This is a genomic window from Solihabitans fulvus, from assembly GCF_008386585.1.
GTDB lineage: Bacteria > Actinomycetota > Actinomycetes > Mycobacteriales > Pseudonocardiaceae > Solihabitans > Solihabitans fulvus.
On the sequence record NZ_VUOB01000080.1, the window covers coordinates 1 to 23,816 of the forward strand.

Sequence of the window (23,816 nt, forward strand, 5' to 3'; positions counted from 1 at the left end):
GATCGCGACCATCGCACCGCCGGACGGCAGCGCCTGCATGAGACGGCCACGCGCGGCCACAATCACGCAGGCATCCGCGAGCGACCACACACCCGCGACGTGAGCCGCCGTCAGCTCGCCGATCGAATGACCGGCCACACAGTCCGGGCGGACACCCCACGCTTGGAGAGTGCGCCAGAGCGCGACTCCGACGGCGAACAACGCCGGCTGGGCATAAGCAGTCTGAGCCAGCAGACCCTCCTCAGGTGATCCCGGCTCCGCCGCCATCACCTCGGCCAACGACCTGTCCAGAAGGCCGTCGAACTGCGCACACACCTCGCCGAACGCTTCCCTGAAAACGGGAAACGCCTCCGACAGCGCCAAACCCATGCCGGCGCGCTGCGAACCCTGACCGGAGAACAACACGCCGATGCGCGTGGCGGTGGTCGACGAGCCCCGGTGGGTGTGCGGGTGGTCCTCGCCTCGGGCCACGGCGGCCAGGCCGTCGAGGAGCCCGGTGCGATCCCGGGCGGTGATCACGGCGCGATCGTCAAGGAGGGCGCGGGTGGTGGCCAGTGACAGGCCCAGGGCGGCCGGGTCGGCTTCCGGCCGCGCGGTGACGAACTCGGCCAGGCGTTGTGCCTGGCCGCGCAGGGCCGCCACGCTGCTGCCGGACAGGATCCACGGCACGATCGGCAGCGTGCCGGTGGGTCCGTCGTGCTGCGGGGTCGGCGGCGCCTGTTCGAGGACGACGTGGGCGTTGGTGCCGCTGATGCCGAACGAGGAGACGGCGGCCCGCCGCGGCTGTCCGGTGTCGGGCCAGGGACGCGCCTCGGTCAGCAGCCGGACCTCACCAGAGGACCAGTCGACGAACGGCGACGGCTCCGCGCAGTGCAACGACTTCGGCAGCACGCCGTGCCGCATCGCCAGCACCGTTTTGATCACGCCGGCCGCGCCGGCCGCCGACTGCGTGTGGCCGATGTTGGACTTCAGCGAGCCGAGCCAGAGCGGCCTGCCGTCGGGGCGGTCCTGGCCGTAGGCCGCCAGGAGCGCCTCGGCCTCGATGGGGTCGCCGAGTCGGGTGCCGGTGCCATGCGCCTCGACAGTGTCTACTTCGGACGATGTCAGGTCGGCGTCGGCCAGCGCCGCGCGGATGACTCGTTGCTGGGACGGGCCGTTCGGGGCGGTCAGGCCGTTGGACGCGCCGTCCTGGTTGACCGCGCTCCCCCGCACCAACGCCAGGATCCGGTGGCCGTTGCGGACCGCGTCGGAGCGGCGTTCCACGACGAGGACGCCGACGCCCTCGGACCAGATGGTGCCGTCCGCCTTGGCGGAGAAGGACTTGCAGCGGCCGTCGGGGGCCAGGGCGCGCTGCCGGCTGAACTCCACGAAGCCGACTGGGTTGGCGATCACGGTCGCCCCGCCGGCGATGGCGAGCGCGCATTCGCGCCGTCGCAGGGCCTGGCACGCCAGGTGCAGGGTGACCAGCGAGGAGGAGCACGCGGTGTCCAGGGTGACGGCCGGGCCCTCCAGGCCGAAGGTGTAGGACAGGCGACCGGAGGCCATGCTCAGCGTGCTGCCGGTGACGAGGTAGCCCTCCAGGCTCGGCGGGGCCTGGCGGGTCGGCGCGTGGTAGCCGTTGTGCATCAGGCCGACGAACACGCCGGTCTGGCTGCCGCGCAACGACAACGGGTCGATCCGCGCATCCTCGATCGCCTGCCAGGTGGTCTCCAGCAGGAGTCGTTGCTGCGGGTCGATCGCGGTGGCCTGGCGCGGCGAGATGTCGAACGGCTCCGGGTCGAAGTCGGCGGCGGCGTGCAGGAAGCCGGCCTGCCGGACGTAGGAGGTGCCGAGGTGGTCGGGGTCGGGGTGGTAGAGCGCGTCGAGGTCCCAGCCGCGGTCGGTCGGGAAATCCGAGATGGCGTCGACCCCGTTGTCCAGCAACCGCCACAGGCCGTCGGGACTGTCCGCGCCGCCGGGAAAGCGGCAGCCCATGCCGACGATCGCGATGGGTTCCCGGTCGGCGGTGTCGCGGTCCCTGAGCTGACGCCGGGTCTCGTGCAGCTCGCCGGCCACCCTGGCCAGGTAGTCGCGCACCCTGTCGTCATCCACCATGTGTTCTTCTCCAACGCTGCGCTGCGGCGGTCGCGATCGGTCCGGTGGGGTGGTCAGCGGTCGAGTTCGTTGTCGATGAAGTCGAGGATCTCGGCCACGGACGAGGACTTGAGCTGGTCGGTGACGCTGACCCCGGCGGGTTTGGCCGGCTGTTCGGGCACCGGCTCGGCCGGCATGGCCCTGGCGCGGAGGTGCCCGGCGAGGACGGTGGGGTTCGGGTAGTCGAAGACGAGGGTGGCGGGCAGGCGCAGTCCGGTGGCGGCGGTGAGCCGGTTGCGCAGTTCGACCGCGCGCAGCGAGTCGAAGCCGAGGTCGAGGAAGGCGCGACGGGGATCCACCGCGTCGGGGGTGGCGTAGCCGAGGACGGCGGCGACCTGCTCGCGGACCACGGTGTGCGCGAGGGTGTCGCGCTCGGCCTCGGGGACGGCGGCGAGCCGTTCGGCCAGCGACGCGGCGGACTGGTTGGTCGTCGCGTCGCTGGCCGAGACGCGGCGGGTTCGGGTGTGGTGGACCAGGCCGCGCAGCAGGGCCGGCGTGTCCGTGGCGTTCGGGTCGGCGCGGAGGACCGGTAGGTCGAGCTTCATGGGGACGAGGGTCGGTTGGGCGGCGGCGAGGCTCGCGTCGAACAGGGCGAGGCCCTCCTCGGTCGACAGACCGAGCACTCCGCTGCGGCCAAGTCGGCCGGTGGACGCGGCGGCGGCGAGGCCGACGCCGTCGCCGGCCGCGTCGCTCCAGAGTCCCCAGGCGAGGGAGACGGCGGGCAGGCCGAGCGAGGACCGGTAGGTCGCCAGGGCGTCGAGGAAGACGTTGGCCGCCGCGTAGCCGCCCTGGCCGCCGGTGCCCAGCGTGCCGGACAGGGACGAGAACAGGGCAAAGAACGCGAGGCCGGGCAGGTCGCGGGTGGCCGCGTGCAGGTGCCAGGCCCCGTCGACCTTCGGCCGGAGGACCCTGGTCAGTTGGTCCCCGGACAGCCCGGACACGATGCCGTCGTCCAACACGCCGGCCGCGTGCACCACGCCGACGAGCAGGTGTCGGCTGCGGATCGCGGCCACCAGGCTCGCGACGGCGTCCGGGTCGGCGATGTCGCACGCGGCGATCGTCGCCTCGGCGCCGAGGTCGGCGAGGTCGGCCACCAGTCCGGTGGTGTCGACGCCGCTGCGGCCGACCAGGACCAGGTGGCGAACTCCGTGTGTGGCGGCGAGATGCCGGGCGATCCGGCCGCCGATCGCGCCGAGGCCGCCGGAGATCAGGACCGCGCCGTCCCGGTCGACCTGGGTGGGTTCGGTGTTCGGGGCCGCCACGACGGTCAGCTTCGGGGTGAGCAGACGGCCCGCGCGGATGAGGAGCTGTGGTTGTCCGGTGGACAGCGCGGCGGGGAGGGTGCGGAGCGACCGGTCGTCGCGGTCCACGTCGATGGCGACGAACCGGCCGGGGTTCTCGGTCTGCGCGGACCGGATCAGGCCCCACAGCGCGGAGTTCGCCAGGTCCGGGGTGTCCGCTGCGGTGGCGGGCACCGCGCACCTGGTGAGCAGCACCAGGGTGGGGTCGCCGGCCCTGTCGTCGGCGAGCCAGGTTTGCAGCGCGGTGAGCAGTTCGCCGGTCGCCAGGTGCGCGGCCTCGGGGAGTTCGGCCGCCGAGGGTTCAAACATGGGAAGCAGCACGAACGCGGCATTGTCCTTGTGCGTATGGGTAATGCCGAGTGCGGCCAGCTCGCCGGCCAGCCGCGCGGCATCGCGACCGGCGATCGTCCAGTCCGGTGTGGACGGTCGGGTCGCCGCGCGCGTCGGTGTCCAGTCGAGCCGGTAGAGCGCGCCGCCCGTGGTCGCGCCCGCGCGGCGGAGCGCCGCCGGGGAGACGGCGCGGACCACGAGGGTGTCGATCGAGACGACGGGTCGGCCGGCCGGGTCGGTGGCGGTGATCGCGGCGGAGTCCTTGCCGGTGCGGGTGATCGCGACGCGCAGGGCGGACGCGCCCGCCGTGTGCAGGGTGACGCCGGTCCAGGAGAACGGGAGCGCGATGGCGGCCTCGTCCTGCGACCGGATGCCGGCGAGCGCGAGCGGGTGCAGGGCCGCGTCGAGCAGGGCCGGGTGGATGCCGAAGGAGTCCGCTTCGGCAGAATCCTCCTGCGGGAGAACGACGTCGGCGTACAGATCGTCGCCGCGTCGCCAGCACGCGCGCAGGCCCTGAAAGGTCGGGCCGTAGTCGAGGCCGGCGGCGTGCAGGGTCGGGTAGCAGTCCTCCAGCGGCACGGGGACCGCGTCGGGTGGCGGCCAGCTGGTGCCGGCGGCGGGTTGCGGCGGGTCGGCCGGGGCCAGCGTCGCGGTGGCGTGGCGGGTCCAGGGTTGGTCCGGTGCGGCGGTGTCGGGGCGGGAGTGCAGCGTCAGCTGGTGCCTACCCTGGGCGTCCGCCGCGCCGAGCACGAGTTGGAGGTGCACGCCGTCGGTGTCGGGCAGCACCAGGGGTGCTTCCAGGACCAGTTCGTCCAGGTGCGCGCAGCCGACCTGGTCGCCGGCGTGGATGGCGAGGTCGACGAACGCGGTGCCGGGCAACAGCGCCACGCCGGACACCGCGTGGTCTGCCAGCCAGGGGTGGGTGCGCTGCGACAGGTGTCCGGTGAACACCATGCCGCCCTCGGGTTCGGCGACGCGCAGCGCGGCACTGAGCAGCGGGTGGTCGCCCTCGGCGAGGCCGGCCGCCGCGAGGCTCCTGCGCGGCCCCTCGGTGCTCTCGAGCCAGTACCGGGTGCGCTGGAAGGCGTAGCAGGGCAGGTCGACCGGGCGTGCGCCGGTGTCGGCGAACACCGTGCCCCAGTCGACCGGCACGCCGTGCGCGTGCGCCTCGGCGAGGGAGGCGACGAACCGGTCGAGGCCGCCGTCGTCGCGGCGCAGCGACCCTACGGCGACGGCTCCGGTGACGCCGAGGTCGTCGATGGTGTCCTGGATTCCCATGCACAGCACGGGATGCGGGCTCAGCTCCAGGAACGCGGTGTGCCCGTCGGCGAGCAGTCGTCGGATGGTCGCGTCGAACTCGACGGTGTGGCGGAGGTTGCGGATCCAGTACTCGGGGTCGAGGGTCGCGGTGTCGATGGGCTCGGCGGTGACCGAGGAGTAGAACGGCAGCCGGCCGGTGGTGGGGTGCAGGTCGGCCAGCACGGTCAGCAGCTCGGCGCGGATCTCCTCGACGTGCGCGGAGTGCGAGGCGTAGTCCACCGGGATGCGATGCGCGCGGACCCCCGCGGTGGCGCAGCTGTCGAGCAGTTCGGTGAGGGCCTGTGGGTCGCCGGACACGACGACGGACCGGGCGCTGTTCACGGCGGACACGCCGAGCCGGTCGCCCCACTCGGCCAGGCGGGCGCGCACCCGGGCCAGCGGGAGCTGGATCGAGGCCATGCCGCCCCTGCCGGACAGCGCGAGGATCGCCTTGCTGCGCAGGGCGACGACCTTCGCGGCGTCGTCCAGGGTGAGCGCGCCCGCGACGTGCGCGGCGGCGATCTCGCCCTGGGAGTGGCCGATCACGGCGGAGGGTTCGACGCCGCAGGCCCGCCACAGCGCGGCCAGCGACACCATGACGGCGAACAGCGTCGGCTGGACCACGTCGACGCGGTCGAGGCCGGGCGCGTCGGGCTCGCCGCGCAGCACGTCGATCAGCGACCAGTCCACGAAGGGTTTGAGGGCGGCGGCGCAGGCCTCGACGGAGGCGCGGAACACCTCGGAGGTGTCCAGCAGTTCGACGGCCATGCCGGCCCACTGGGAGCCCTGGCCGGGGAACACGAACGCGACGCGGCCAGCGGTGCCGGCCGAGCCTCGGAACACGCCGGTTCCGTGGTCGCCGCGCGCGATGCCGGCCAGGGCGCGCAGCAGGTCGTCGCGGTCGCCGCCGACCGCGACGACCCGTTCGTCCAGGGCTGCGCGGGTCGTCGCCAGGGACAGGCCGACGTCCTCGACGGTCAGTTCCCGGTGCGCGGTGACCAGGTCGGCGAGGCGGGCGGCCTGGTCGCGCAGGGCCGCGTCGCTTCGCGCGGACAGGACCCACGGGAGCACCGGGCGGCGGCGCGGCCGTTCGGTGCTCCCGTGGTCGTCGGTGGCGTGGTCGTCGGTGGCCCACGCGCCGGCCGGTGGCTGCTCCACGATCACGTGGGCGTTGGTGCCGCTGATCCCGAACGAGGAGATGCCGGCGCGGCGGGGTCGATCGGTCGCCGGCCACGGCCGCGCCTCGCGCAGCACCTCGACGTAGCCAGCGGACCAGTCGACGAACGGCGAGGGTTCCGTGCAGTGCAACGACTTCGGCAGCACACCGTGCCGCATCGCCTGCACCACCTTGATCAGGCCGAGGACTCCGGCGGCGGCCTGGGTGTGCCCGAGGTTGGACTTGAGCGACCCGAGCCACAGCGGCGTGCCCGGCGCGCGGTCCTGGCCGTAGGTGGCGAGCAGCGCCTGCGCCTCGACGGGGTCGCCCAGTTTGGTGCCGGCGCCGTGCGCCTCGACGACGTCGACGGCCGAGGTGGGCAGGCCGGCGTTGGCCAGTGCCTGCCGGATGACTCGTTGCTGGGACAGGCCGTTGGGCGCGGTCAGGCCGTTGGACGCGCCGTCCTGGTTGACCGCGCTCCCCCGCACCAGCGCCAGCACCCGGTGGCCGTTGCGGACCGCGTCGGAGAGTCGCTCCACCACGAGGATCCCGGCGCCCTCGGACCAGCTGCTGCCCGCGGCGGTGGCGGAGAACGAGCGGCAGCGGCCGTCCGGGGCGAGGACCCGTTGCCGGCTGAACTCGATGTAGCCGGCCGGAGTGGACATGACGGTGACGCCGCCGGCGAGCGCCAGCGTGCTCTCGCCCTGGCGCAGCGACTGGCAGGCCAGGTGCAGGGTGACCAGGGAGGAGGAGCACGCGGTGTCCAGGGTGACGGCCGGGCCCTCCAGGCCGAACACGTAGGAGACGCGGCCGGACGCGACCGAGGGCATGCTGCCGGTCACCAGGTAGCCCTCGGCGCTGGGTGGGGTGTGGCCGAGCCGGGTGCCGTAGTCGCTGTAGATCACGCCGCTGAACACCGCGGTGCGGCTGCCGCGCAACGACAACGGGTCGATGCCGGCGTGTTCCAGCGCCTCCCAGGAGGTCTCCAGCAGCACCCGGTGCTGCGGGTCGATGGTGATGGCCTCGCGCGGGCTGATGCCGAAGAACTCGGCGTCGAAGTCGGCCGCGTCGTGCAGGAACCCGCCGTGCCGGGTGTAGACCTTGCCGACGCTGGCCGGGTCGGGGTCGTAGAGTTCGTCGACGCCCCAGCCCCGGTCCTCCGGGAACGGGGAGATCGCGTCGACCTCGTCGATCACCAGGCGCCACAGGTCCTCCGGCGACCGCACCCCGCCCGGCGCGCGGCAGGCCATGCCGACGATCGCGATCTCCTCGTCGTCCCGCGCGTGCGGGGCCGGGCTCGGTTCGGTCGGGGCGGGTGCCTCGGTGCGCAGCAGCGCGCGCAGGTGGCCGGCGAGCGCGGCCGGCGTCGGGTGGTCGAAGAACACCGTTGGGGGCAGCGGGATCCCGATCGCGGAGCCGAGCCGGTCGCGCAGCGCGGTGGCGGTCCTGCCGTGCAGGCCGAGGTCGCGGAACGCGCGGGTGGGGTTGGCCGCGAACGGTCGGGGCGCGCCGGGCAGCTCGGCGGCGAGGTCGCCGATCAGGTCGAGCAGCAGCCTGGCCTGTTCGGTGTCCGACAGGGCCGTCAGCTGCCGTCGCAGCACGGTGGCGGTGCGGTCGGTCAACGCTCTCACCCTTTCCAGCTCGGCTCCGGTCGGTGTCGCCGCGTTCGCGCCCGGCACGGTCAGACCGCCGAGTTCACGACGGACAGCCGCCCGCCTCGACGGGCCGGTTCCGTGTCGTGTCGGGGTGTGTCGTGCCGCTGGGGATCGCGGCCCAGCACCTGCCCGACGCGGGTGACCAGCGAGCCGAACTCGGCGGGGGACAACGCCTGTGCCCCGTCGCACAGGGCGGCCGGTCCGCAGGGGTGCACGTCCACCATCACCCCGTCCGCGCCGGCTGCGGCGGCCGCGGCGGCGAGCGGGATGATCAGGTCGCGGCGGCCGCACGCGTGGCTCGGGTCGACGATGACGGGGAGGTGGCTGAGCCGCTTGACCAGCGGCACCGCGCTGATGTCGAGGGTGAACCTGGTCGCGGACTCGAACGTCCTGATCCCCCGCTCGCACAGCACGACGCCGGAGTTGCCGGCCGCCAGCACGTATTCGGCGCTGTGCAGCCATTCGTCGACGGTGCAGCCGAAGCCGCGCTTGAGCAGCACCGGCAGCCCGGTGAGCGCGACCTCCTTGAGCAGCGCGAAGTTCTGGCCGTTGCGGGAGCCGACCTGGAGCATGTCGGCCTGTTCGGCCACGGCGGCGACGTGCGCGGCGTCGAGGACCTCGGTGACCACCGGCAGGCCGGTCGCCGCGGACGCGGCGCGCAGCATCGTCAGGCCGTCCGAGCCGAGTCCCTGGAAGGCGTACGGCGAGGTCCTCGGCTTGTACACGCCGCCCCGGAGCAGGCCGGCGCCGCGCGCGGCGAGGTCGCGGGCCAGCCCCATCAGCTGTTCGCCGCCCTCCACCGCGCACGGGCCGGCGATCAGGCTGAACCCGCCCCCGCCGATGACCCGGTCGGCCGCGACGGGCACGCCGGTGTCCTCGCCGGTGGCGCACCGGCTGACCAGCGGTGGCGCGTCGGTGGCGTCGACGACGTCGACCACCGTGGGGTTCGAGCGCAGCAGCGCCACCAGGTGCGCGGTCGCCGGATCGGGCAGTGGTGTGGTGTCGGGGAGCGCGACCAGTGTCCAGCGGCCGACGCGGCAGGTCACGGCGCGGTGGCCGTGTCGTTCCCAGTGCACCGCGAGCCGCCGGTGTTCGTCATCGTCCACTTCGGACTTCACTCGAACGACTATCATCGGACCACCTCGGGCGACGGGGAACTCGGCACTGTGGTTGGGCTGTCAGCGGTTGGCTCGGGCCGTGAGCCGGTGCGCCACGAGCGCGGCGACGCGATCGGTCTCGGCGCTGAGGTAGAAATGCCCGCCCTGGAACACTTCCCGGTCGAAGGAACCGGTGGTGTGGTGCCGCCAGGCGAGCACGTCGGCGGTCGTGGTGAGCGGGTCGATCGAGCCGATGAGCGCCGTGATCGGGCAGCGCACGGTCGCGTCGGGCCGGCAGCGGTAGCCCCTGGCGGCCAGGCAGTCGCTGCGGATGACGGGCAGGACCGTGTCGACGAGTTGGTCGTCGAGCAGCAGCGCGCTGTCGGTGCCGTTGAGCAGGCGCAGCGCGGCGAGCACGCCGTCGTCGGTGCGCAGGTCGAACCCGTCGGAGCGGTGGATGCCGGCCGCGTGCCGTCCCGACACGAACAGCGCCACCGGTTGGCCGTCGGTGCGGGTCTCCAGCCTGCGGGCCACCTCGAAGGCCAGGGCCGCGCCCATGCTGTGCCCGAACAGCGCGAGGGGGCGGTCGAGCCAGAACGTCAAGGCCTCCGCGACGCGGTCGGCGAGGACGTCGAGATCCGCGACGCACGGCTCGCGGCGGCGGTCCTGCCGGCCGGGATACTGCACGGCCAGCACCTCGACGTCCCCGGACAGCGCCCGCGACAGCGGGAAGTAGGCGGTGGCCGATCCCCCGGCGTGCGGAAGGCAGGCCAGCCGGGTGCTCGTGTCGGCGGGGTGGAACCGCCGCAGCCAGCGGTCCTCGCCGGCCGTCACGGGTGTTCCCGCGTCGGCGCGCCGTGCTGCTCGGCGTGCCGCAGGTCGAGTCCCGGTCCGTCGAGACCCGGCACGTCGAGGCCTGCGGGGAAGTCGGGGCCGAGGACGCCGTAGGCGATCTTGTCGTGGTAGCCGGGGTCCGCGTAGGGCGACCAGTCCGGCCGGTCGGGAAAGTCGAAGTCGACCTCGTCGGTGAGGCCGAGTTCCGCGACGATCCGCCTGCCGCCGGAGAAGTCCCGCACCAGCCGGCGGCCGGGCGGCGTGCCGGCGAGGTCGCCGATGATCTCGTCGACGCCCTCGACGCCGGCGGCGGACAGCTCGATGCGCAACACCGACGGGTCCTGTTCGGCGAACGCGGCAAGGGCCAGCGGCAGGAACCGCGCCACGGCGGCCCGTTGCGCCCGGTTCATCTGCCGGTACAGGTCCCGCATGGCCTCCACCACCAGGGATCCGTGCGCGGACTCGTCGCGCAGGTGCAGCGTGGTGATCAGGGAGTGCATCGGCTGGATGGTGCGGTCCCTGGCCACCAGGGCGAGCAGCGCGTTGATGCACGTCTCGGCGACCGCTCCCCAGGTGAGCACGGCGATGTCGCGCTCCCACCGCTCTGGCAGCTCGGCCAGCGTCCGCGCCAGCCTGCGGTAGGTGACCAGGACGGGCTGGGGCGGCCGCTCCCCCACCGCGCGCAGCTCGCGGGTCCGCGCGTTGGCCAGCTGGTGCAGGTAGGTGTGGAAGCTCTCGTCGACGATGGCCTGCTGGATTCCCTGGCGCAGCAACGGATCCTCGCTGCCAGACAGGCCGCCGCGCATGATCAGCTGGAATGCGGGCTCGGCGACCATCGACTCGGTGGCGATGACGCGTTCGTTGTAGCCGAGCCACAGTCCGGTCAGCACGCGGTCGCGCTGTTCGGGTGTCGCGGCGAGGAATCTCGGGTGCCGCGCGAACGGCACGAGGTCCAGCGGGTAGTCGGGCACCGTGGCGTCGAAGGGCTGTGGCGTGTCGACGGCGTCGGGCTGGTTGGCCACGGCCGCGCGCCTTGGCCACGCCGCGACGATCCGGCGCAGGGTCGCGCTCCCGACGGTGCTGGTGGTCCCGCGCTGGTCCTGGTCCAAGGGTCACTGCTCCGAACGTTCGCCGCACCGGGGGTTCCGACCCGAGCCACCCTGCCAGCACGTCCTTGGAAATCGCTTGCAAACCCCTTGGGTCTGGTTGCGTGCTAGCCTCGGCCTCCGGCACAGTCGCCGAGGCTCCCCGCAAGTCGCTGGGGCGCAACGATGTCCGCACTCCCCTTCATCGCTTCGCGACCATGACGCGGTCGACGTTCCCGCGTCTGTGGTCGGCCGTCCAGGAGGTGGTGGTATGCAGATTCCGCTGACCGTGGCGGACTTTCTCGACCGGGCCGAGGGCGGGTTCGGCGACACCACCGCGATCGTCGACGAGCCGGTCGCGCCCGGCCGACCCGTGCCGACCACGACCTACCGCGGCCTGGCGGCGCGGGTGCGCGCGTGGCAGGCCGGGCTGGACGCGCTGCGGATCGGCCGGGGCGAGCGGATCGCCGTGCTCAGCCAGAACAGCGCCCGCCTGCTTGAGCTGCTGTACGCGGTGCCGGCCAGCGGCCGGATCCTGGTGCCGGTGAACTTCCGGCTCCGGCCGGAGGAGATCGACCACGTGGTCGGCGACTGCGGCGCGTCGGTGCTGCTGGTGGATCCCGAGGTGCAGCAGGCGGTCGGGAACCTGGCCGGCCCCAAGTGTTTCGTGCTCGGCGAGCAGACCGAGGCCGAGGTCATGCGGTTCGACACCGAGCCGCGCCGCTGGGTCGCCGAGGACGAGAACACCACCGCGACGATCAACTACACCTCGGGCACCTCGGCGCGCCCCAAGGGGGTTGAGCTGACACACCGCAACATCTGGCTCAACGCGATGACCTTCGGCCTGCACGGCCGGATCTGGGAGGGCGACGTGTACCTGCACACGTTGCCGCTGTTCCACTGCAACGGTTGGGGCATCCCGTACGTGCTGGCCGGTGTCGGTGCGACGCAGGTCGTGGTGCGCAGGATCGACGGCGCGGAGATCCTGCGGCGGGTGCGCGACCACGGCGTGACGATGGCCTGCGGCGCGCCAGCGGTGTGGAACCTCGTGCTGGACGCGGCGCGGCGCTGGGACGGCGAGATCCCCGGTCGCGGCCGGATGCGGATCGTCAGCGCGGGCGCGCCGCCATCGACCCGCACGATCGCCCGCGTCGAGGAGGAGCTCGGCTGGCAGTTCCTGCACGTGTACGGGCTGACCGAGACGACGATGCTGACGTTCAACCGGGTTCGCGACGACGGGCGGCCCCCGGTCCGGCGGGCCGCGTCGCTGGCGCGGGCCGGGGTGCCGGCGTTGGGCGTGCGGATCCGGATCTCGCCGGACGGCGAGGTGCTGGCGCGGTCGAACATGGCGCTCAAGGGTTACTGGGGCGACGAGCGGGCGAGCGCGGCGGCGCTGGCCGGGGGCTGGTTCCACAGCGGCGACGGCGGTGTCCTCGACGCGGACGGGCAGCTGGTGTTGGTTGACCGGAAGAAGGACGTGATCATCACCGGCGGGGAGAGCGTGGCCGGGAGCGAGGTGGAGGACTGTCTGCTCGGCCATCCCTCGGTCGCCGAGGCGGTGGTGATCGGCGTGCCGGACGAGAAATGGGGCGAGACGGTGAAGGCATTGGTCGTGCTCGCCGAGGGCGGTTCGGCCGGCGAGGCGGAGCTGATCGCGCACTGCAAGGCACAGCTGGCCGGCTACAAGGCGCCGACGTCGGTGGAGTTCCGCGAGTCGATCCCGAGGTCGGCAACCGGGAAGGTGGCCAAGGGTGAGCTGCGCGCGCCGTACTGGGCCGGGCACGACAGGCAGATCAACTGAGCCGGAGTCGGCGACATGCACGGGACACGGTTAGGTCTGGGCCTGCCGGGGTCGGGGAACCTCCTGCGGCCAGGGCAGGCCGGCCGCCAGGCCCCGGAACAGCCGGGGCACGTGGTAGGAGAAGTCGCCCGAGGTGTCCGCGCCGACCTCGGCGAGCTGGAACTCCACCAGCTCCTCCAGCAGCGCCTCGGTGCGGGTCTCGTTGTGCCCCAACAGGGCCGCGGCCGCCCGGATCGACACGGTGCCGGTGTCCGTCGCCGACAACGCGAGCAGGGTGCGGCGGGCGGCGGCCGGCATGCGGTGGAAGGTGCGGGCCAGGCTGGCGCGCAGGTCCAGGTCGCCGACGGACAGTTCGCCGAGGTCGCTGAACATGCAGTCGACCAACCGCCGCACCGTCCAGTGTGGACGGAGGCTCAACCGATCGGCGACGATCCGCAGCGCGAGCGGCAGCCCCTCGCACACCTCAAGCACCCGGCGCACGCCCTCGGGGTCGGCCGCGAGCCGGCACGGGCCGAGCACGGTGGTGAGCAGCTGGACGGCCTCGTGTTGGCGCAGCGGAAGCAGGTCCACCGTCGCGGCGATCGCCGGGTCGGCCAGGCGGGCGCGGCAGGCCACCAGCGTGGCGCACCGGGGACCGGTCGGCAGCAGCGGCAGGAGCTGGTGCGCGCTGACCGCGTCGTCGAGCACCACCAGCGCCCGGTGATCGGCCGACCAGCTGCGGAACATCCCGCTGCGCTCGGCGAGCGACCCGGGGACCTGGTCGGCCGGCACGCCGACGGCGCGGAGGAACTTCGCGAGGACGCGGCCGGGGTCGACCGGCGCCCCGGTGTCGTCGAGCAACCGGTGGTAGAGCTGGCCGTCCGGGTAGGTGTCGCGGCCGCGCCAGGCGGCGTGCACGCACAGCGCAGACTTGCCGGATCCTGGCGGCCCGACGACGGCCACCACCGGCGCGGTGGTTGGCGCGGTGACCGCGAGCGCGGCGCGCACCCTGGCCAGCTCGCCGCGCCGGCCGACCAGCGCGGACACGCTGGGCGGCAACATGTTCGGCGGCTGGTCGACCCACGCCGATGCCGAGCCCGCGGCCGTGTCGTGGTCGAGCCGCTCGTCGGCCGTCAGCACCGACTGGTGCAGCTGGCGCAGCTCGGCGGACGGCTCGACGCCGAGCTCGCGGCGCAGCGCGGCGCGCACCCGCTGGTAGGTCTGGAGGGCCTCGGCGCGGCGGTTCGCGCGGTACAGGCACAGGAGGAGCCTCGCGTGCAGGCCCTCGTCGGTCGGGTACTGCTCGACGGTCTCCATCAGCTCGCCGACCAGGTCGTGGTGCCGGCCGAGCCGGAGGTCCACGTCGATGCGCAGCTCCAGCGCGCTCTTGCGGGTCTCCTCCAGCCGCACGGACGCGCTGCGCAGGATCGGGCCGAGCGACAGGTCGGCCAGCGCGGGGCCGCGCCACAGCCGCAGCGCCTGGCCGAGCACGTCGGAGGCCTGCGCGAGGTCGCCGCCGGCCAGCCGCGCCCTGCCCCGGTCGACCAGCGCGTGGAACCGGGTCACGTCCAGCGCGTCCGGCCGCAGCGTCAGCCGGTAGCCCCCGAAGGACGTGCGGACGCCGCCGTCCTCGCCGTCGCCGGTCGGCGCGGACGCCGGCCGCAGGGTCCTGCGCAGGTGGTGCACGTAGGTCTGGAGCGTCGCCACGGCGCTCAGCGGCGGCCTGCCCTCCCAGAGTTCCTCGATGAACTGGTCGGTGCGCACCACCGTGTTGGCGCGGATCGCCAGCAACGCCAGCATCCTGCGGAGCTTGGGCGCCGACGGGGTGATCACCTGGTCGCCGCGCACGACCTCGAGCGGGCCGAGCACGTGGACGTCCAACTGCTGGTTGGCCTCGCCCGCTCCGGCCGCGGTCGCACTCCGAGTCCAGGTGGTCACGCGTCCCCCGCCGCGTCGAGGTAGGCGCGGTGGGCGCGCAGCAGCGCCCGCGCCTTGAGCAGGGTCTCGTCGAACTCGTCCTCGGGGTCGGAGTCCAGCACGATCGCGCCGCCCGCGCCGATCACGGTGCGCGCCGGCGAGGCGACGGCCGTGCGGATCACGATGCTCAGGTCCGCGCCGCCGCCGAGGCCGAAGTAGCCGAGCGCGCCGGAGTACACGCCTCTGGCCTCGGTCTCCAGCCGATCGATGATCTCCATGGTGCGCAGCTTGGGCGCCCCGGTCATGGAGCCGCCTGGGAAGCAGGCCCGCACGCAGTCCACCGGCCGGATCGCGGGGCGCAGCTGTCCCCGGATGGTGGTGACGAGCTGGTGCACGGTCGCGTAGGACTCGGTGGCCAGGTAGCTCGGCACGTCGATGGAGCCGATCTCGCAGACCCGGCCGAGGTCGTTGCGCATGAGGTCGACGATCATCAGGTTCTCGGCCCTGGTCTTGGCTGAGTCGGTCAGCGAGCGGCGCGCCGCCTCGTCGGCCGCCGGGTCGCGGTGCCTGGACACGGTGCCCTTGATGGGTTTGCTCTCGGCCGCGCCGTCCCGGCTGATCCGCAGGAACCGTTCGGGCGACGAGCTCATCACCGACACGTCGCCGAGGCGCAGGAACGCGGCGTAGGGCGCGGGGTTCACCGCGCGCAGCAGCAGGTAGTAGCGCAGCGGGTCGCCGATCGTCGGCAGGCTGACCCGGTTGGTCAGGCAGATCTCGTAGCTCTCGCCCCGGCGCAGCTCGGCGAGGCAGGTGTGGATGTCGGCGACGTACTGCGCCCGGGCCCGCGCCAGCTCCGGCTCCCCCGGCGCCGCGTCGACCCCGTCCGTCGCGGTCCCGCCCGGCGCCCGGCGCAGCGGCCGCACCCGCCGCAGGGTCTCCTCGACCCACGCGCGGGCCAGCGCCATCGGCTCGTGGCCCGGTTCGCTGACGGCCAGCGCGTAGGTGCGGTCGGCCTCGTGGTCGACGACGACCAAGCGGTCGGCGAACAGCCACACGGCGTCCGGCGTGTCGGCGGTGTGCGCGTTGGGGCTGCCGCAGTCGGCCTTGAGTTCGTAGCCGAAGTAGCCGACGTAGCCGCCGTTGAGTTCGAAGGGCAGGTCGTCGTCGGGCAGCCTGCGCTGGGCGAGGCGGCGGTCGAGGACGTCGAAGATCGTGCCGGGTTCCCGGTGCGTGCGGCCGGCGCGGCGCACGGTGACGGCGCGGTCGGCGACGCGGTAGGTGAGCGTCTCGGCCAGCGGTCCGGTGTCGCCGCCGAGGAAGGAGAACCGCGCCCTGCCCGGCTCGCTCTGGCTGCTGTCCAGCCAGAACGCGGGTGTGCGGTCGCGGTACAGCTCGGTGAAAGCGCGCTCGGTGTCCACGGCGTGGTCGATCGTGTCGACGACCAGCCGCAGCGGGCGGCCCTCGGTGTGCGCCGCCGCGCGCCACGGCGTCGTGGCGGTCGCGAGCGGCGGCCGGCTGTCGCCCGCGTGCAGGCCCGGCCCGAAGTCGCGCCCGTTGAGGGCGGCGAAGTTGCGCAGCAGCCGCGCGCCGTGCTCGGTGGCGATGGACTCGGGATGGAACTGGACGCCCCATCGGGGCAGGGTGCGGTGGCGCAGCGCCATCACGGTGCCGTCCTCGGCCCACGCGGTGGCGCACAGGGTGTCCGGCAGCGGCTCCAGCACCCGCAGCGAGTGGTACCGGACGGCGGTGAAGTCCTTGGGCAGCCCCGAGAACAGGTCGTCGCCGGCGTGCCGCACGGTGGTCAGGTGGCCGTGTCTCGGCGTGCCCTCGACGACCGTGGCGCCCGCGTGGTGGGCGATCGCCTGGTGGCCGAGGCAGACGCCGAGCACCGGCAGGCTTCCTGCGCGGTCGAGCACGTCCCGGCAGTGCCCGAGGTCGCGGGCGCGGTGCGGGCGGCCCGGTCCCGGCGACAGGACGACGCAGTCGAAGGTCGCCGGGTCCAGCGTCGGCCAGCGGGGGTCGTCGTTGAGCACGACGGTGGGTTCCTTGCCGTACACCTGGGCGATGAGCTGGAACAGGTTGTAGGTGTAGGAGTCATAGTTGTCGATCAGCAGCGCGTGCACGACGTCCTCTCTGCCTTCGCGTGTCGGCACGCGGTGTCGGCCGCCCGCCGCCCGGCCGCCGCGGAATCAGGCGGTCGCGGCGGTTCCGGCCAGCGGGTCGGGGGCCGTGGATTCCATCACGGGGCGCGCCCCGTAGAGTCCGGAAATGAGCATGATGAAATCTTCCCTCGCGGCCAGCGCGCGGTAGGGGTCGACCAGGTCCTGGGCCTGCTCGAAATACTCGACAATCTTCTTCTCTGGATCGTAGAAGAAGCGCACAAACGATACGACAACGTCCAGGAAATCGCGGTAGGCCTTCTCGTAGTCGGCGCGAAGTTCGTCGTCCCTGCCGGGTTCGTCCAGAATCGCGTTGACGGTTCGCGCGGCCGAGGACGCGCCTTTCATCGCCAGCATCACGCCGGTGGAGAAAAGCGGGTCGATGAACGCGGCTGCGTCGCCGGCGGCCACGCAGCCCGGCACGCTCATCCGGCCGCACGTGTAGGACCAGTCCTTGGCCGTGCGCGGCTGCGCCACCTCGACGGCGTCGGCCAGCAGCCTGCGGACCTCGTTGGACTCGCCGATCTGCCGCCGCAGCACCTCGGCCGGCGCGAGCCCCGTCGCGGCCACCTCGGCGGTCTGCGCGACAAAGCCGACGCTGCACGTGTCGTCGCTGAACGGGATCAGCCACAGCCAGCCGGGCGGGCAGTTCTCCACCAGGATGTTGCCGGCCCTGCGCCCGTCCAGCCTGTCCCCGCCCTGGAAGTACGTCCACACCGCGAGGTTGCGCAGGTCCTCGTGCCAGCCGACCGCGTCGAGCTGCCTGGCCAGCAGCTTGCCCTGGCCGGACGCGTCGATCACGTAGGGCGCGCGGACCTCCGTCAGCTCCTCGGACCGGCCGGCGCCGTAGCGGACGCCGACGCACCGGTCGCCGTCGTAGACCAGCCCGCGGACGGTGGCCTCCTCGACCACGGTCGCGCCGAGCCTGCGGCTGTGCGTCAGCAGCAGGTTGTCGAACTCCGCGCGTTTCACCTGGTAGGCGTAGGGATGGGGGCTGACCTCGTCGAAGTCGACCGACCACGGCGTGGCGACGGCGCCCCAGATCAGCGAGATGCCGTACTTCTTCGTCGCGCCCGCCGCCTCGACGAGCTCGGTCGCGCCGAGCTCCTCGATGACCGGCACGCACCCCGGCACGAGCGACTCGCCGATGTGGTAGCGGGGGAACTTCTCCTTCTCCAGCACCAGGACGCGCCGTCCCCACTTGGCGAGCAGGCCGGACGCGGTGGCCCCGGCCGGCCCGCCGCCGATGACGATGACGTCGTATCCCTCTGGCATGGGCGCCCTTTCCGTTCGATACCCGTGCTGCGGTGCCGAGCCCGCGACAAAACCCGGTACTCCGCGTGGCGGAACCGCGCAACCGCCGGCTAATCCACGGCGAATCTCGCGCGCTATCTTCGTCAATTGACGTCTATATGGACGCCGCTGTCCGTCAGGCCAACATAGCATGCACTTTCCAAGATCGGTATCGATGATTCAATTAATCGAATCGGACCAACGGGAACGCCTGCGAACGGCGGTTCCGGCACACCGCGCACGGAGAGAACGGCCTAACGGAAGCCGTTCGAACTCGATCCTGAATACGCCAATCGTGTTCCGCGTATTCCGATCCGGGTGCGGTAATTCTTCGGCCGATGGAGTCACGGATCCGGTGAGTGGCCGAGCGTCCTCTCCATCGCGGCCGCGCGGTAGCTCCAGATGGAGACCCGCCGCCCCGCGATTGCCCCTTCGCGCCACCAAGGTGTGCCCGTACGCGCACCTTCGCCGCCGGATCGGGCCGGCGCCGATCGTCTCCATCTGGAGCTGTTGGCGCCGATGTTCTTCAGCGACGATGGGCTTCGGGGCGCGCGAACCACGCGACGCCGGCGCCCCGCGAATGCCTTACGGATCCGCCGGGGATTGGGACAGGCCATGCGGAATGTCGGCTCGACCGGGCGCGCGTCTCCCCTGCCCGACATGATGGTCGCGCTGGATCGGGAATACACCGAGATCCTCACGCTGCTCGACCAGGACGCCGCCGTCCGGCGGATGGTCAGCACCGTGCCCGACCGCACCGGCCTGGACATCGCGTGGGTCGGCGAGCCCGACGGCGACGACCGGATCGTCCTGCGCAACACCGTGCACGCCACGACCGACCAGCTCAACGGACTGGTCGTGCCGGTCGGCGCGGGCCTCGGCGGCAGGGTCCTCACCGCGCAGCGCCCGCTGTGGGTGCGGGACTACTGCGAGGCCAAGAGCATCACGCACGACTTCAACACCCAGGTCGCCGCGGAGCGGATCAAGTCGATGATCGCCGTGCCCATCGCCCACCACGGCAGGCTGCTCGGCGTGCTCTACGCGGCCACCCGCTACGAGGCCTTCTTCGGCGACCGCGTCGCCGGCATGCTGGAGTCGCTGGCCGCCGGCGCCGCCACCGCGCAGATCGTCTCGGAGCGCGCGAAACACCTCGCCGAGGTGGCCGTGCACGAGGAACGCCGCAGGCTGGCGCTGGAACTGCACGACACAGTTGGCGCGATGCTGTTCACTCTCGGCGCCGGCATCAGGACGCTGGGCGCGCAGGACGGCCTCGACGACACCGTGCGCGCCCGCCTCAGCGCCATCGAGCGGCAGGCCGCCGAGGCCACCGCCGCCCTGCGCGGCTCGCTGCGGGTGCTCAGCGCGCCGCCGGAACAGGTCGCGCTCGGTGTGGCGCTGCGCGAGCACTGCCAGGCGTTCCGCGCCCGCACCGGGCTGGACGCCAGGCTGCTCACCCTCACCGAACTGCCGACGCTGCACGGTTCGCGAATCTCGGCGCTGGCGGACGCGGCCAGGGAGGCGTTGCTCAACGTGGAGAAGCACGCGCACGCGAGGTCGGTGGTCGTGAGTGTCTTCGCGCTGCGCGACGGGATCGCGGCCGCGATCTCCGACGACGGCGTCGGATTCGCCTGCGGTGACACGGGCGAGCTGCGGCCCGGCCTCGGGCTGACCGCCGTGCACGAGCGGTTGGCCAGGGTCGGCGGCACGGTCACCATCGGACGCAACGACGACGGCGGCGTCACCCTCCAGGCGTGGGTCCCCGCGACGGAGGCCACGGCGTGACGCAACAGGAGGCCGCGGCGTGACGCAACAGGTGGTGCGAGTACTGGTCGCCGACGACCATCCGATCGTGCTGGACGGGGTGACCCTGGCCCTGCAAAGCACGTCCTGGCTGCGGGTGGCCGGCTACGCGCGCTGCGGGCGGGAGGCGATCGACGCGGTCACCAGGTCTCGGCCGGAGGTGGTGCTGCTGGACCTGCGGCTGCCCGACATGCTTGGCCCCGAGGTGGTGCGGGCGATGCTGGCGCTGGACCCAGCAGTGAAGATCGTGCTGTTCACCGCGCACGCCGACCACCCCGCGCTCCAGGCGGCGCTCGCGGCCGGCGCGCACGGCGTGGTGCTCAAGGACACCGAGCGGGCCGACCTCGTCGACGTCATCGCGCGGATCATCGCCGGCGAGCGGGTCGTCAGCGTGGATGTGCAGCCGGACAACGGGATCCTGGTCAACCGCAAGCTGCGCGAGCACGGCCTGACCCGCCGCGAGTACGACATCCTGCGCCGGGTCGCGATGGGCGAGACCAACCCGGAGATCGCGGCCGCGCTCGGCCTGACCAGGAACACCGTGAAGACCTATCTCCAGCGCACACTGGAGAAGCTGGGCGCCCGCAACAGGGTCGAGGCGTTGTCCAAGGCGAGCCAGCTGGGCATCCTGTGATCCCTCGATTGTCCACAGTGGATGGAGGTTTCGTGCGGACGCCCAGAATGCCGTCGTTCGGCGCCGAGCTCGACGGCGTGCTGGCGACCCCGGCGCAGCTGGCCGCGCTGGCGTTGACCAACTACGGCCACTTCACCACGATGCTCGTGGCCGACGGCCTCGTCCGAGGCCTCGCCCTGCACCTGGCGCGGCTGACGAGGGACTGCCGGACGCTGTTCGACGCCGCGCTGGACACCGGCTGGGTGCGGTGGCTGGTCCGGCAGGCCGTCGAGCACAACGCCGAGGGCGCCCGTGCCGTGGTGGTCAGGGTGACGGTGTTCGACCCCGACCTCGGCGTGCCGCATCCTGGCGCGGCGGCGCGGCCCAGGGTGCTGGTCACGCTCCGGCCTGCGCCGGGCGGTCCGCCCGCGCCGCTGCGGGTCCGGTCGTTGCGCTACCAGCGCGACACCCCGTCGGTGAAGCACGTCGGGCTGTTCGGGCCGATGCTGCACCGGCGCAGGGCGCAGCGCGGCGGCGTCGAGGACGTGCTGTTCACCGGGCCGGGCTCGCGGGTGTCGGAGGGCGCGACGTGGAACGTGGGCTTCCTCGACGGCGACCGCCTGGTGTGGCCGGCGGCCGAGTGCCTGCCCGGCGTGACCATGGCGCTGCTCAACCAGGTGCACGACGGGCCGGTCGCGGTCGAGCCCGTCGCGCTGGATCGCGTCCCGACGCTGCGGGCCGCGCTGGCCACCAACGCCGCGATCGGCGTCCGGCCGCTGACCGGCATCGACGGCGTCGACCTGCCGACCGATCCGGCCGCGCTGGGCCGGCTGCGCGCGGCGTACGAGGCCGTCGCGGGTGAGCCGATCTGACGCCGTTCCGTCGGTTTGCGAAACTGGGCTCGTTGCCAACTGAGGAAGAGGAGTCACCGAGTGACCACGACCGCCGAACTACTGGCCGACGCCTTCGGCAGGGTCCGCGAGGAGGTCCGCGCCGCCGTCGACGGCCTCACGCCGGAACAGCTGGAGTTCCGTGCCGACGGGGCGGCCAACTCCGTCGCGTGGCTGGTCTGGCACCTGACCAGGGTGCAGGACGATCACATCGCCGAGGTCGCCGGGATCGGCCAGGTCTGGACCGAACAGGGCTGGGCGGACCGCTTCGGGCTGTCGATCGACCGGCTGGACACCGGCTACGGGCACGACAGCGAGGACGTCGCGGCCGTGCGGGGCGTGTCCGCCGACCTGCTCACGGAGTACTACGACGCGGTGCACGAGCAGACCATCCGGTACGTGCGGGACCTGAGCGACGCGGACCTCGACCGGGTCGTGGACGAGCGGTGGGACCCGCCGGTCACGCTCGCGGTGCGGCTGGTGAGCGTGATCTCCGACGATCTCCAGCACGCCGGCCAGGCCGCATTCCTGCGCGGCGTCCTCCAGCGCGCCTGACCTTCCGGCGCGCCCGAAGCCCGAGGTGCGCCCCGCCCGACCCGAGTGTCCACACGGGTCTCCCCGGGCCCGGGATGGCGGGGCGCACTAGGCTTCCCGCATGGCGAAGTACTTCGACGTCCATCCGGACAACCCCCAGCGGCGCGCGATCACCCAGGTCGTCGACATCGTGCGCGAGGACGGGCTGATCGCGTACCCGACGGACTCGTGCTTCGCGCTCGGCTGCCAGCTGGGCAACCGGGAGGGGATCGACCGGATCAAGTCGATCCGCCACCTCGACGACCGACACCACTTCACCCTGGTGTGCCAGGACTTCGCGCAGCTGGGTCAGCTGGTCGTGGTGGACAACGCGGTGTTCCGCGCGATCAAGGCGTCCACTCCCGGCAGCTACACGTTCATCCTGCCGGCGACCAAGGAGGTTCCGCGCAGGCTGCTGCACCCCAAGAAGAAGACCGTCGGCGTGCGGATCCCCGACCACGTGGTCGCGCAGGCGCTGCTGGCGGAGCTTGGCGAGCCGCTGCTGTCCAGCACGCTGCTGCTGCCCGACCAGGAGGAGCCCGTCACGCAGGGCTGGGAGATCAAGGAGCTGCTGGAGCACTCCATCGACGCCGTGATCGACTCCGGCGAGTGCGGCACGGTGCCGACCACGGTGATCGACTTCTCCCAAGGCGAGCCGGAGATCGTCCGCAGGGGCGCGGGAGACACCAGCCGCTTCGAGTGAACCAGGCACGGCGCGTCAGCCGAGCAGGAGCAGTGCCCCGGTGACCGCGACCACCACGGCGGTGCTGCCGTGCATGCCGTAGGCCAGCGCCTTGGATCCCTTGTGTCGCAACACGATCAGCATGTCGCCGAGGGGCGTGATCGCGCCGACCAGGAAGAGCCAGCCGACCGCCTGTGGCAGCCCGGCCACGAGCAGCGCCACGACGGCCAGCCCGAACACGAGGTCGCGGACCCCCTTGACGGGCAGGAACGCGGCCGCCTCGCCGGTGGGCCACGCGGGCAGACCGAAGCCCGCGGCGGTCTTCTGCGGGGCCAGCAGGTAGCTGACGCCGACGTAGCAGATGCCGACGGCGCCCAGAACGGCGAGACCGGTGGCGATGGTGTGCAGCATGAGCTTCTCCTCAGGTGGTGGTCGACGGGGACGTGGTCGCGGATGCCGTCGTCAGCCGCGGACGCGGCGAACCAGGCGCGGGTAGGCGAGGCGGCCGACGGTGTGCCAGATGACCCTGGCCGGTCGGGGCAGGCCGCCGAGGATCACCGCCCGCTCGCGGGGGTCGGCCTCCTCAAGCACCATGCCGAGGAACGCCAGCAGCTTCGATTTCGGTGTGCTGGCGAGGAAGTGCTCGCCGAGGGAGTTCCACTCCGGCACCGTCAGGTGCCGCGCGGCCAGCGGCAGCAGGTGGGTCTCCTCGTCGTCGAGGTGCTCGACCAGCACGGCCCGGTGTTCGGCCAGCGCGGCGACCAGCGCGTCGCGCTCGTCCTCCGCCGCCAGCCCCGTCCACTTGGCGCAGGCCAGCTCGACCCGGCTCAGCGTGGCCGCGATCCGCTCGTGCTGGGCCTCCATCCGCAGCACCAGGTCGGCCTCGAGGTCGACCCTGGCCAGCAGCGGCGGCCACAGCAGCTCGTCCTCGCCGTGGTGGTGGTTGTGCAGGCCGAGCAGGTAGTCGCGGAGGTGCCCGGCCAGGACGGCCGCCCTGGCGGTGTCGCCGGGCCGGACGGCGCCGACCAGGTCGATCAGCAGCCGCGACTCGCGCCGGAAGACGCGATGGATGACGACCATCTCGTGGGTGTTGGGGCGGGCTGGTGTTTCGGTCCGTGGCATGGGCCAACCGTGCGCGCCGACACTTGGAGGGTTCCTGGAACGCTCTTGGAACGGGACTTGGAGCCGGGGCCGCGACAACGCCACCTACGATGACCAG

At 72.8% G+C, this 23,816-nt stretch carries 15 protein-coding genes and 1 pseudogene; 6 read left to right on the forward strand and 10 right to left on the reverse strand.

Translation table 11 applies throughout. The features are described from left to right. From F0L68_RS37270 to F0L68_RS37290, 5 genes and pseudogenes are all read right to left on the reverse strand, one after another. The coding region (locus F0L68_RS37270) for a type I polyketide synthase (RefSeq protein WP_149854624.1) at nucleotides 1-2,094 on the reverse strand (2,094 nt) is incomplete at its 3' end. Between the two features lie 53 nt (nucleotides 2,095-2,147). Next, a pseudogene (locus tag F0L68_RS37275) lies at nucleotides 2,148-7,796 on the reverse strand (type I polyketide synthase); the annotation flags it as partial. 104 nt (nucleotides 7,797-7,900) lie between these two features. Next, nucleotides 7,901-9,007, reverse strand: coding sequence for a 3-deoxy-7-phosphoheptulonate synthase (gene aroF / locus F0L68_RS37280; protein WP_149854626.1), 1,107 nt, complete (start codon nucleotides 9,005-9,007; stop codon nucleotides 7,901-7,903). A gap of 45 nt (nucleotides 9,008-9,052) precedes the next feature. After that, on the reverse strand, nucleotides 9,053-9,805 hold the full coding sequence (locus F0L68_RS37285) for a thioesterase II family protein (protein WP_149854627.1): 753 nt from the start codon (nucleotides 9,803-9,805) through the stop codon (nucleotides 9,053-9,055). After that, the gene (locus F0L68_RS37290) at nucleotides 9,802-10,914 is read right to left on the reverse strand and encodes a diiron oxygenase (RefSeq protein ID WP_223199483.1); all 1,113 of its coding nucleotides are present in this window, start codon (nucleotides 10,912-10,914) and stop codon (nucleotides 9,802-9,804) included. The genes F0L68_RS37285 and F0L68_RS37290 overlap by 4 nt, the downstream gene beginning before the upstream one ends. A gap of 247 nt (nucleotides 10,915-11,161) precedes the next feature. Between F0L68_RS37290 and F0L68_RS37295 the strand changes: the two genes are divergently transcribed. After that, entirely contained in the window at nucleotides 11,162-12,691 is a 1,530-nt protein-coding gene (locus F0L68_RS37295) for an AMP-binding protein (protein WP_149854628.1), read from the forward strand. Between the two features lie 30 nt (nucleotides 12,692-12,721). Here F0L68_RS37295 and F0L68_RS37300 read toward each other — a convergent pair whose 3' ends face one another. From F0L68_RS37300 to F0L68_RS37310, 3 genes are read right to left on the reverse strand one after another with little or no spacing between them, the layout of a single operon-like run. Next, the gene (locus F0L68_RS37300; RefSeq protein WP_149854629.1) at nucleotides 12,722-14,608 is read right to left on the reverse strand and encodes an AfsR/SARP family transcriptional regulator; all 1,887 of its coding nucleotides are present in this window, start codon (nucleotides 14,606-14,608) and stop codon (nucleotides 12,722-12,724) included. Further along, a complete protein-coding gene (gene pabB / locus F0L68_RS37305) occupies nucleotides 14,605-16,740 on the reverse strand; it encodes an aminodeoxychorismate synthase component I (RefSeq protein WP_223199484.1) in 2,136 nt (711 codons plus the stop codon). Before pabB ends, F0L68_RS37300 begins: the two co-directional genes overlap by 4 nt. A gap of 36 nt (nucleotides 16,741-16,776) precedes the next feature. After that, the gene (locus F0L68_RS37310) at nucleotides 16,777-18,021 is read right to left on the reverse strand and encodes an NAD(P)/FAD-dependent oxidoreductase (RefSeq protein ID WP_149854630.1); all 1,245 of its coding nucleotides are present in this window, start codon (nucleotides 18,019-18,021) and stop codon (nucleotides 16,777-16,779) included. A gap of 633 nt (nucleotides 18,022-18,654) precedes the next feature. On the opposite strand from F0L68_RS37310, the gene F0L68_RS37315 reads away from it, so the two are divergent. The 5 genes from F0L68_RS37315 (at nucleotide 18,655) to F0L68_RS37335 (ending at nucleotide 22,618) form a co-directional block, all read left to right on the forward strand. After that, nucleotides 18,655-19,821 carry a GAF domain-containing sensor histidine kinase gene (locus F0L68_RS37315; RefSeq protein ID WP_188317039.1) on the forward strand — a complete coding sequence of 389 codons (1,167 nt, stop codon included), beginning with the start codon at nucleotides 18,655-18,657 and terminating at the stop codon, nucleotides 19,819-19,821. A gap of 19 nt (nucleotides 19,822-19,840) precedes the next feature. Next, entirely contained in the window at nucleotides 19,841-20,473 is a 633-nt protein-coding gene (locus F0L68_RS37320) for a response regulator (protein ID WP_149854632.1), read from the forward strand. A gap of 32 nt (nucleotides 20,474-20,505) precedes the next feature. Next, complete coding sequence (locus F0L68_RS37325; protein WP_223199485.1) at nucleotides 20,506-21,324, forward strand: aminotransferase class IV; 819 nt, start codon at nucleotides 20,506-20,508, stop codon at nucleotides 21,322-21,324. 60 nt (nucleotides 21,325-21,384) lie between these two features. Beyond that, nucleotides 21,385-21,897 carry a mycothiol transferase gene (locus F0L68_RS37330; RefSeq protein ID WP_149854633.1) on the forward strand — a complete coding sequence of 171 codons (513 nt, stop codon included), beginning with the start codon at nucleotides 21,385-21,387 and terminating at the stop codon, nucleotides 21,895-21,897. A gap of 100 nt (nucleotides 21,898-21,997) precedes the next feature. Beyond that, nucleotides 21,998-22,618 carry an L-threonylcarbamoyladenylate synthase gene (locus F0L68_RS37335; protein ID WP_149854634.1) on the forward strand — a complete coding sequence of 207 codons (621 nt, stop codon included), beginning with the start codon at nucleotides 21,998-22,000 and terminating at the stop codon, nucleotides 22,616-22,618. A 15-nt stretch (nucleotides 22,619-22,633) separates the two neighbouring features. On the opposite strand, the gene F0L68_RS37340 is transcribed toward F0L68_RS37335, so the two are convergent. Further along, nucleotides 22,634-23,008: a DUF4267 domain-containing protein gene (locus F0L68_RS37340; protein ID WP_149854635.1), complete on the reverse strand. Its 375-nt coding sequence runs from the start codon at nucleotides 23,006-23,008 to the stop codon at nucleotides 22,634-22,636. A gap of 51 nt (nucleotides 23,009-23,059) precedes the next feature. Further along, a complete protein-coding gene (locus F0L68_RS37345; RefSeq protein ID WP_223199486.1) occupies nucleotides 23,060-23,719 on the reverse strand; it encodes a hemerythrin domain-containing protein in 660 nt (219 codons plus the stop codon). Between the last annotated feature and the right edge of the window lie 97 nt (nucleotides 23,720-23,816).

What these genes read in the sequence shown, in the direction of transcription:
- aroF (WP_149854626.1), bottom strand. Translation starts at nt 9,007, where the DNA reads ATGATAGTCGTTCGAGTGAAGTCCGAAGTGGACGATGACGAACACCGG.
- F0L68_RS37295 (WP_149854628.1), top strand. Translation starts at nt 11,162, where the DNA reads ATGCAGATTCCGCTGACCGTGGCGGACTTTCTCGACCGGGCCGAGGGC.
- F0L68_RS37310 (WP_149854630.1), bottom strand. Translation starts at nt 18,021, where the DNA reads ATGCCAGAGGGATACGACGTCATCGTCATCGGCGGCGGGCCGGCCGGG.
- F0L68_RS37315 (WP_188317039.1), top strand. Translation starts at nt 18,655, where the DNA reads ATGCGGAATGTCGGCTCGACCGGGCGCGCGTCTCCCCTGCCCGACATG.
- F0L68_RS37335 (WP_149854634.1), top strand. Translation starts at nt 21,998, where the DNA reads ATGGCGAAGTACTTCGACGTCCATCCGGACAACCCCCAGCGGCGCGCG.
- F0L68_RS37340 (WP_149854635.1), bottom strand. Translation starts at nt 23,008, where the DNA reads ATGCTGCACACCATCGCCACCGGTCTCGCCGTTCTGGGCGCCGTCGGC.
- F0L68_RS37345 (WP_223199486.1), bottom strand. Translation starts at nt 23,719, where the DNA reads ATGCCACGGACCGAAACACCAGCCCGCCCCAACACCCACGAGATGGTC.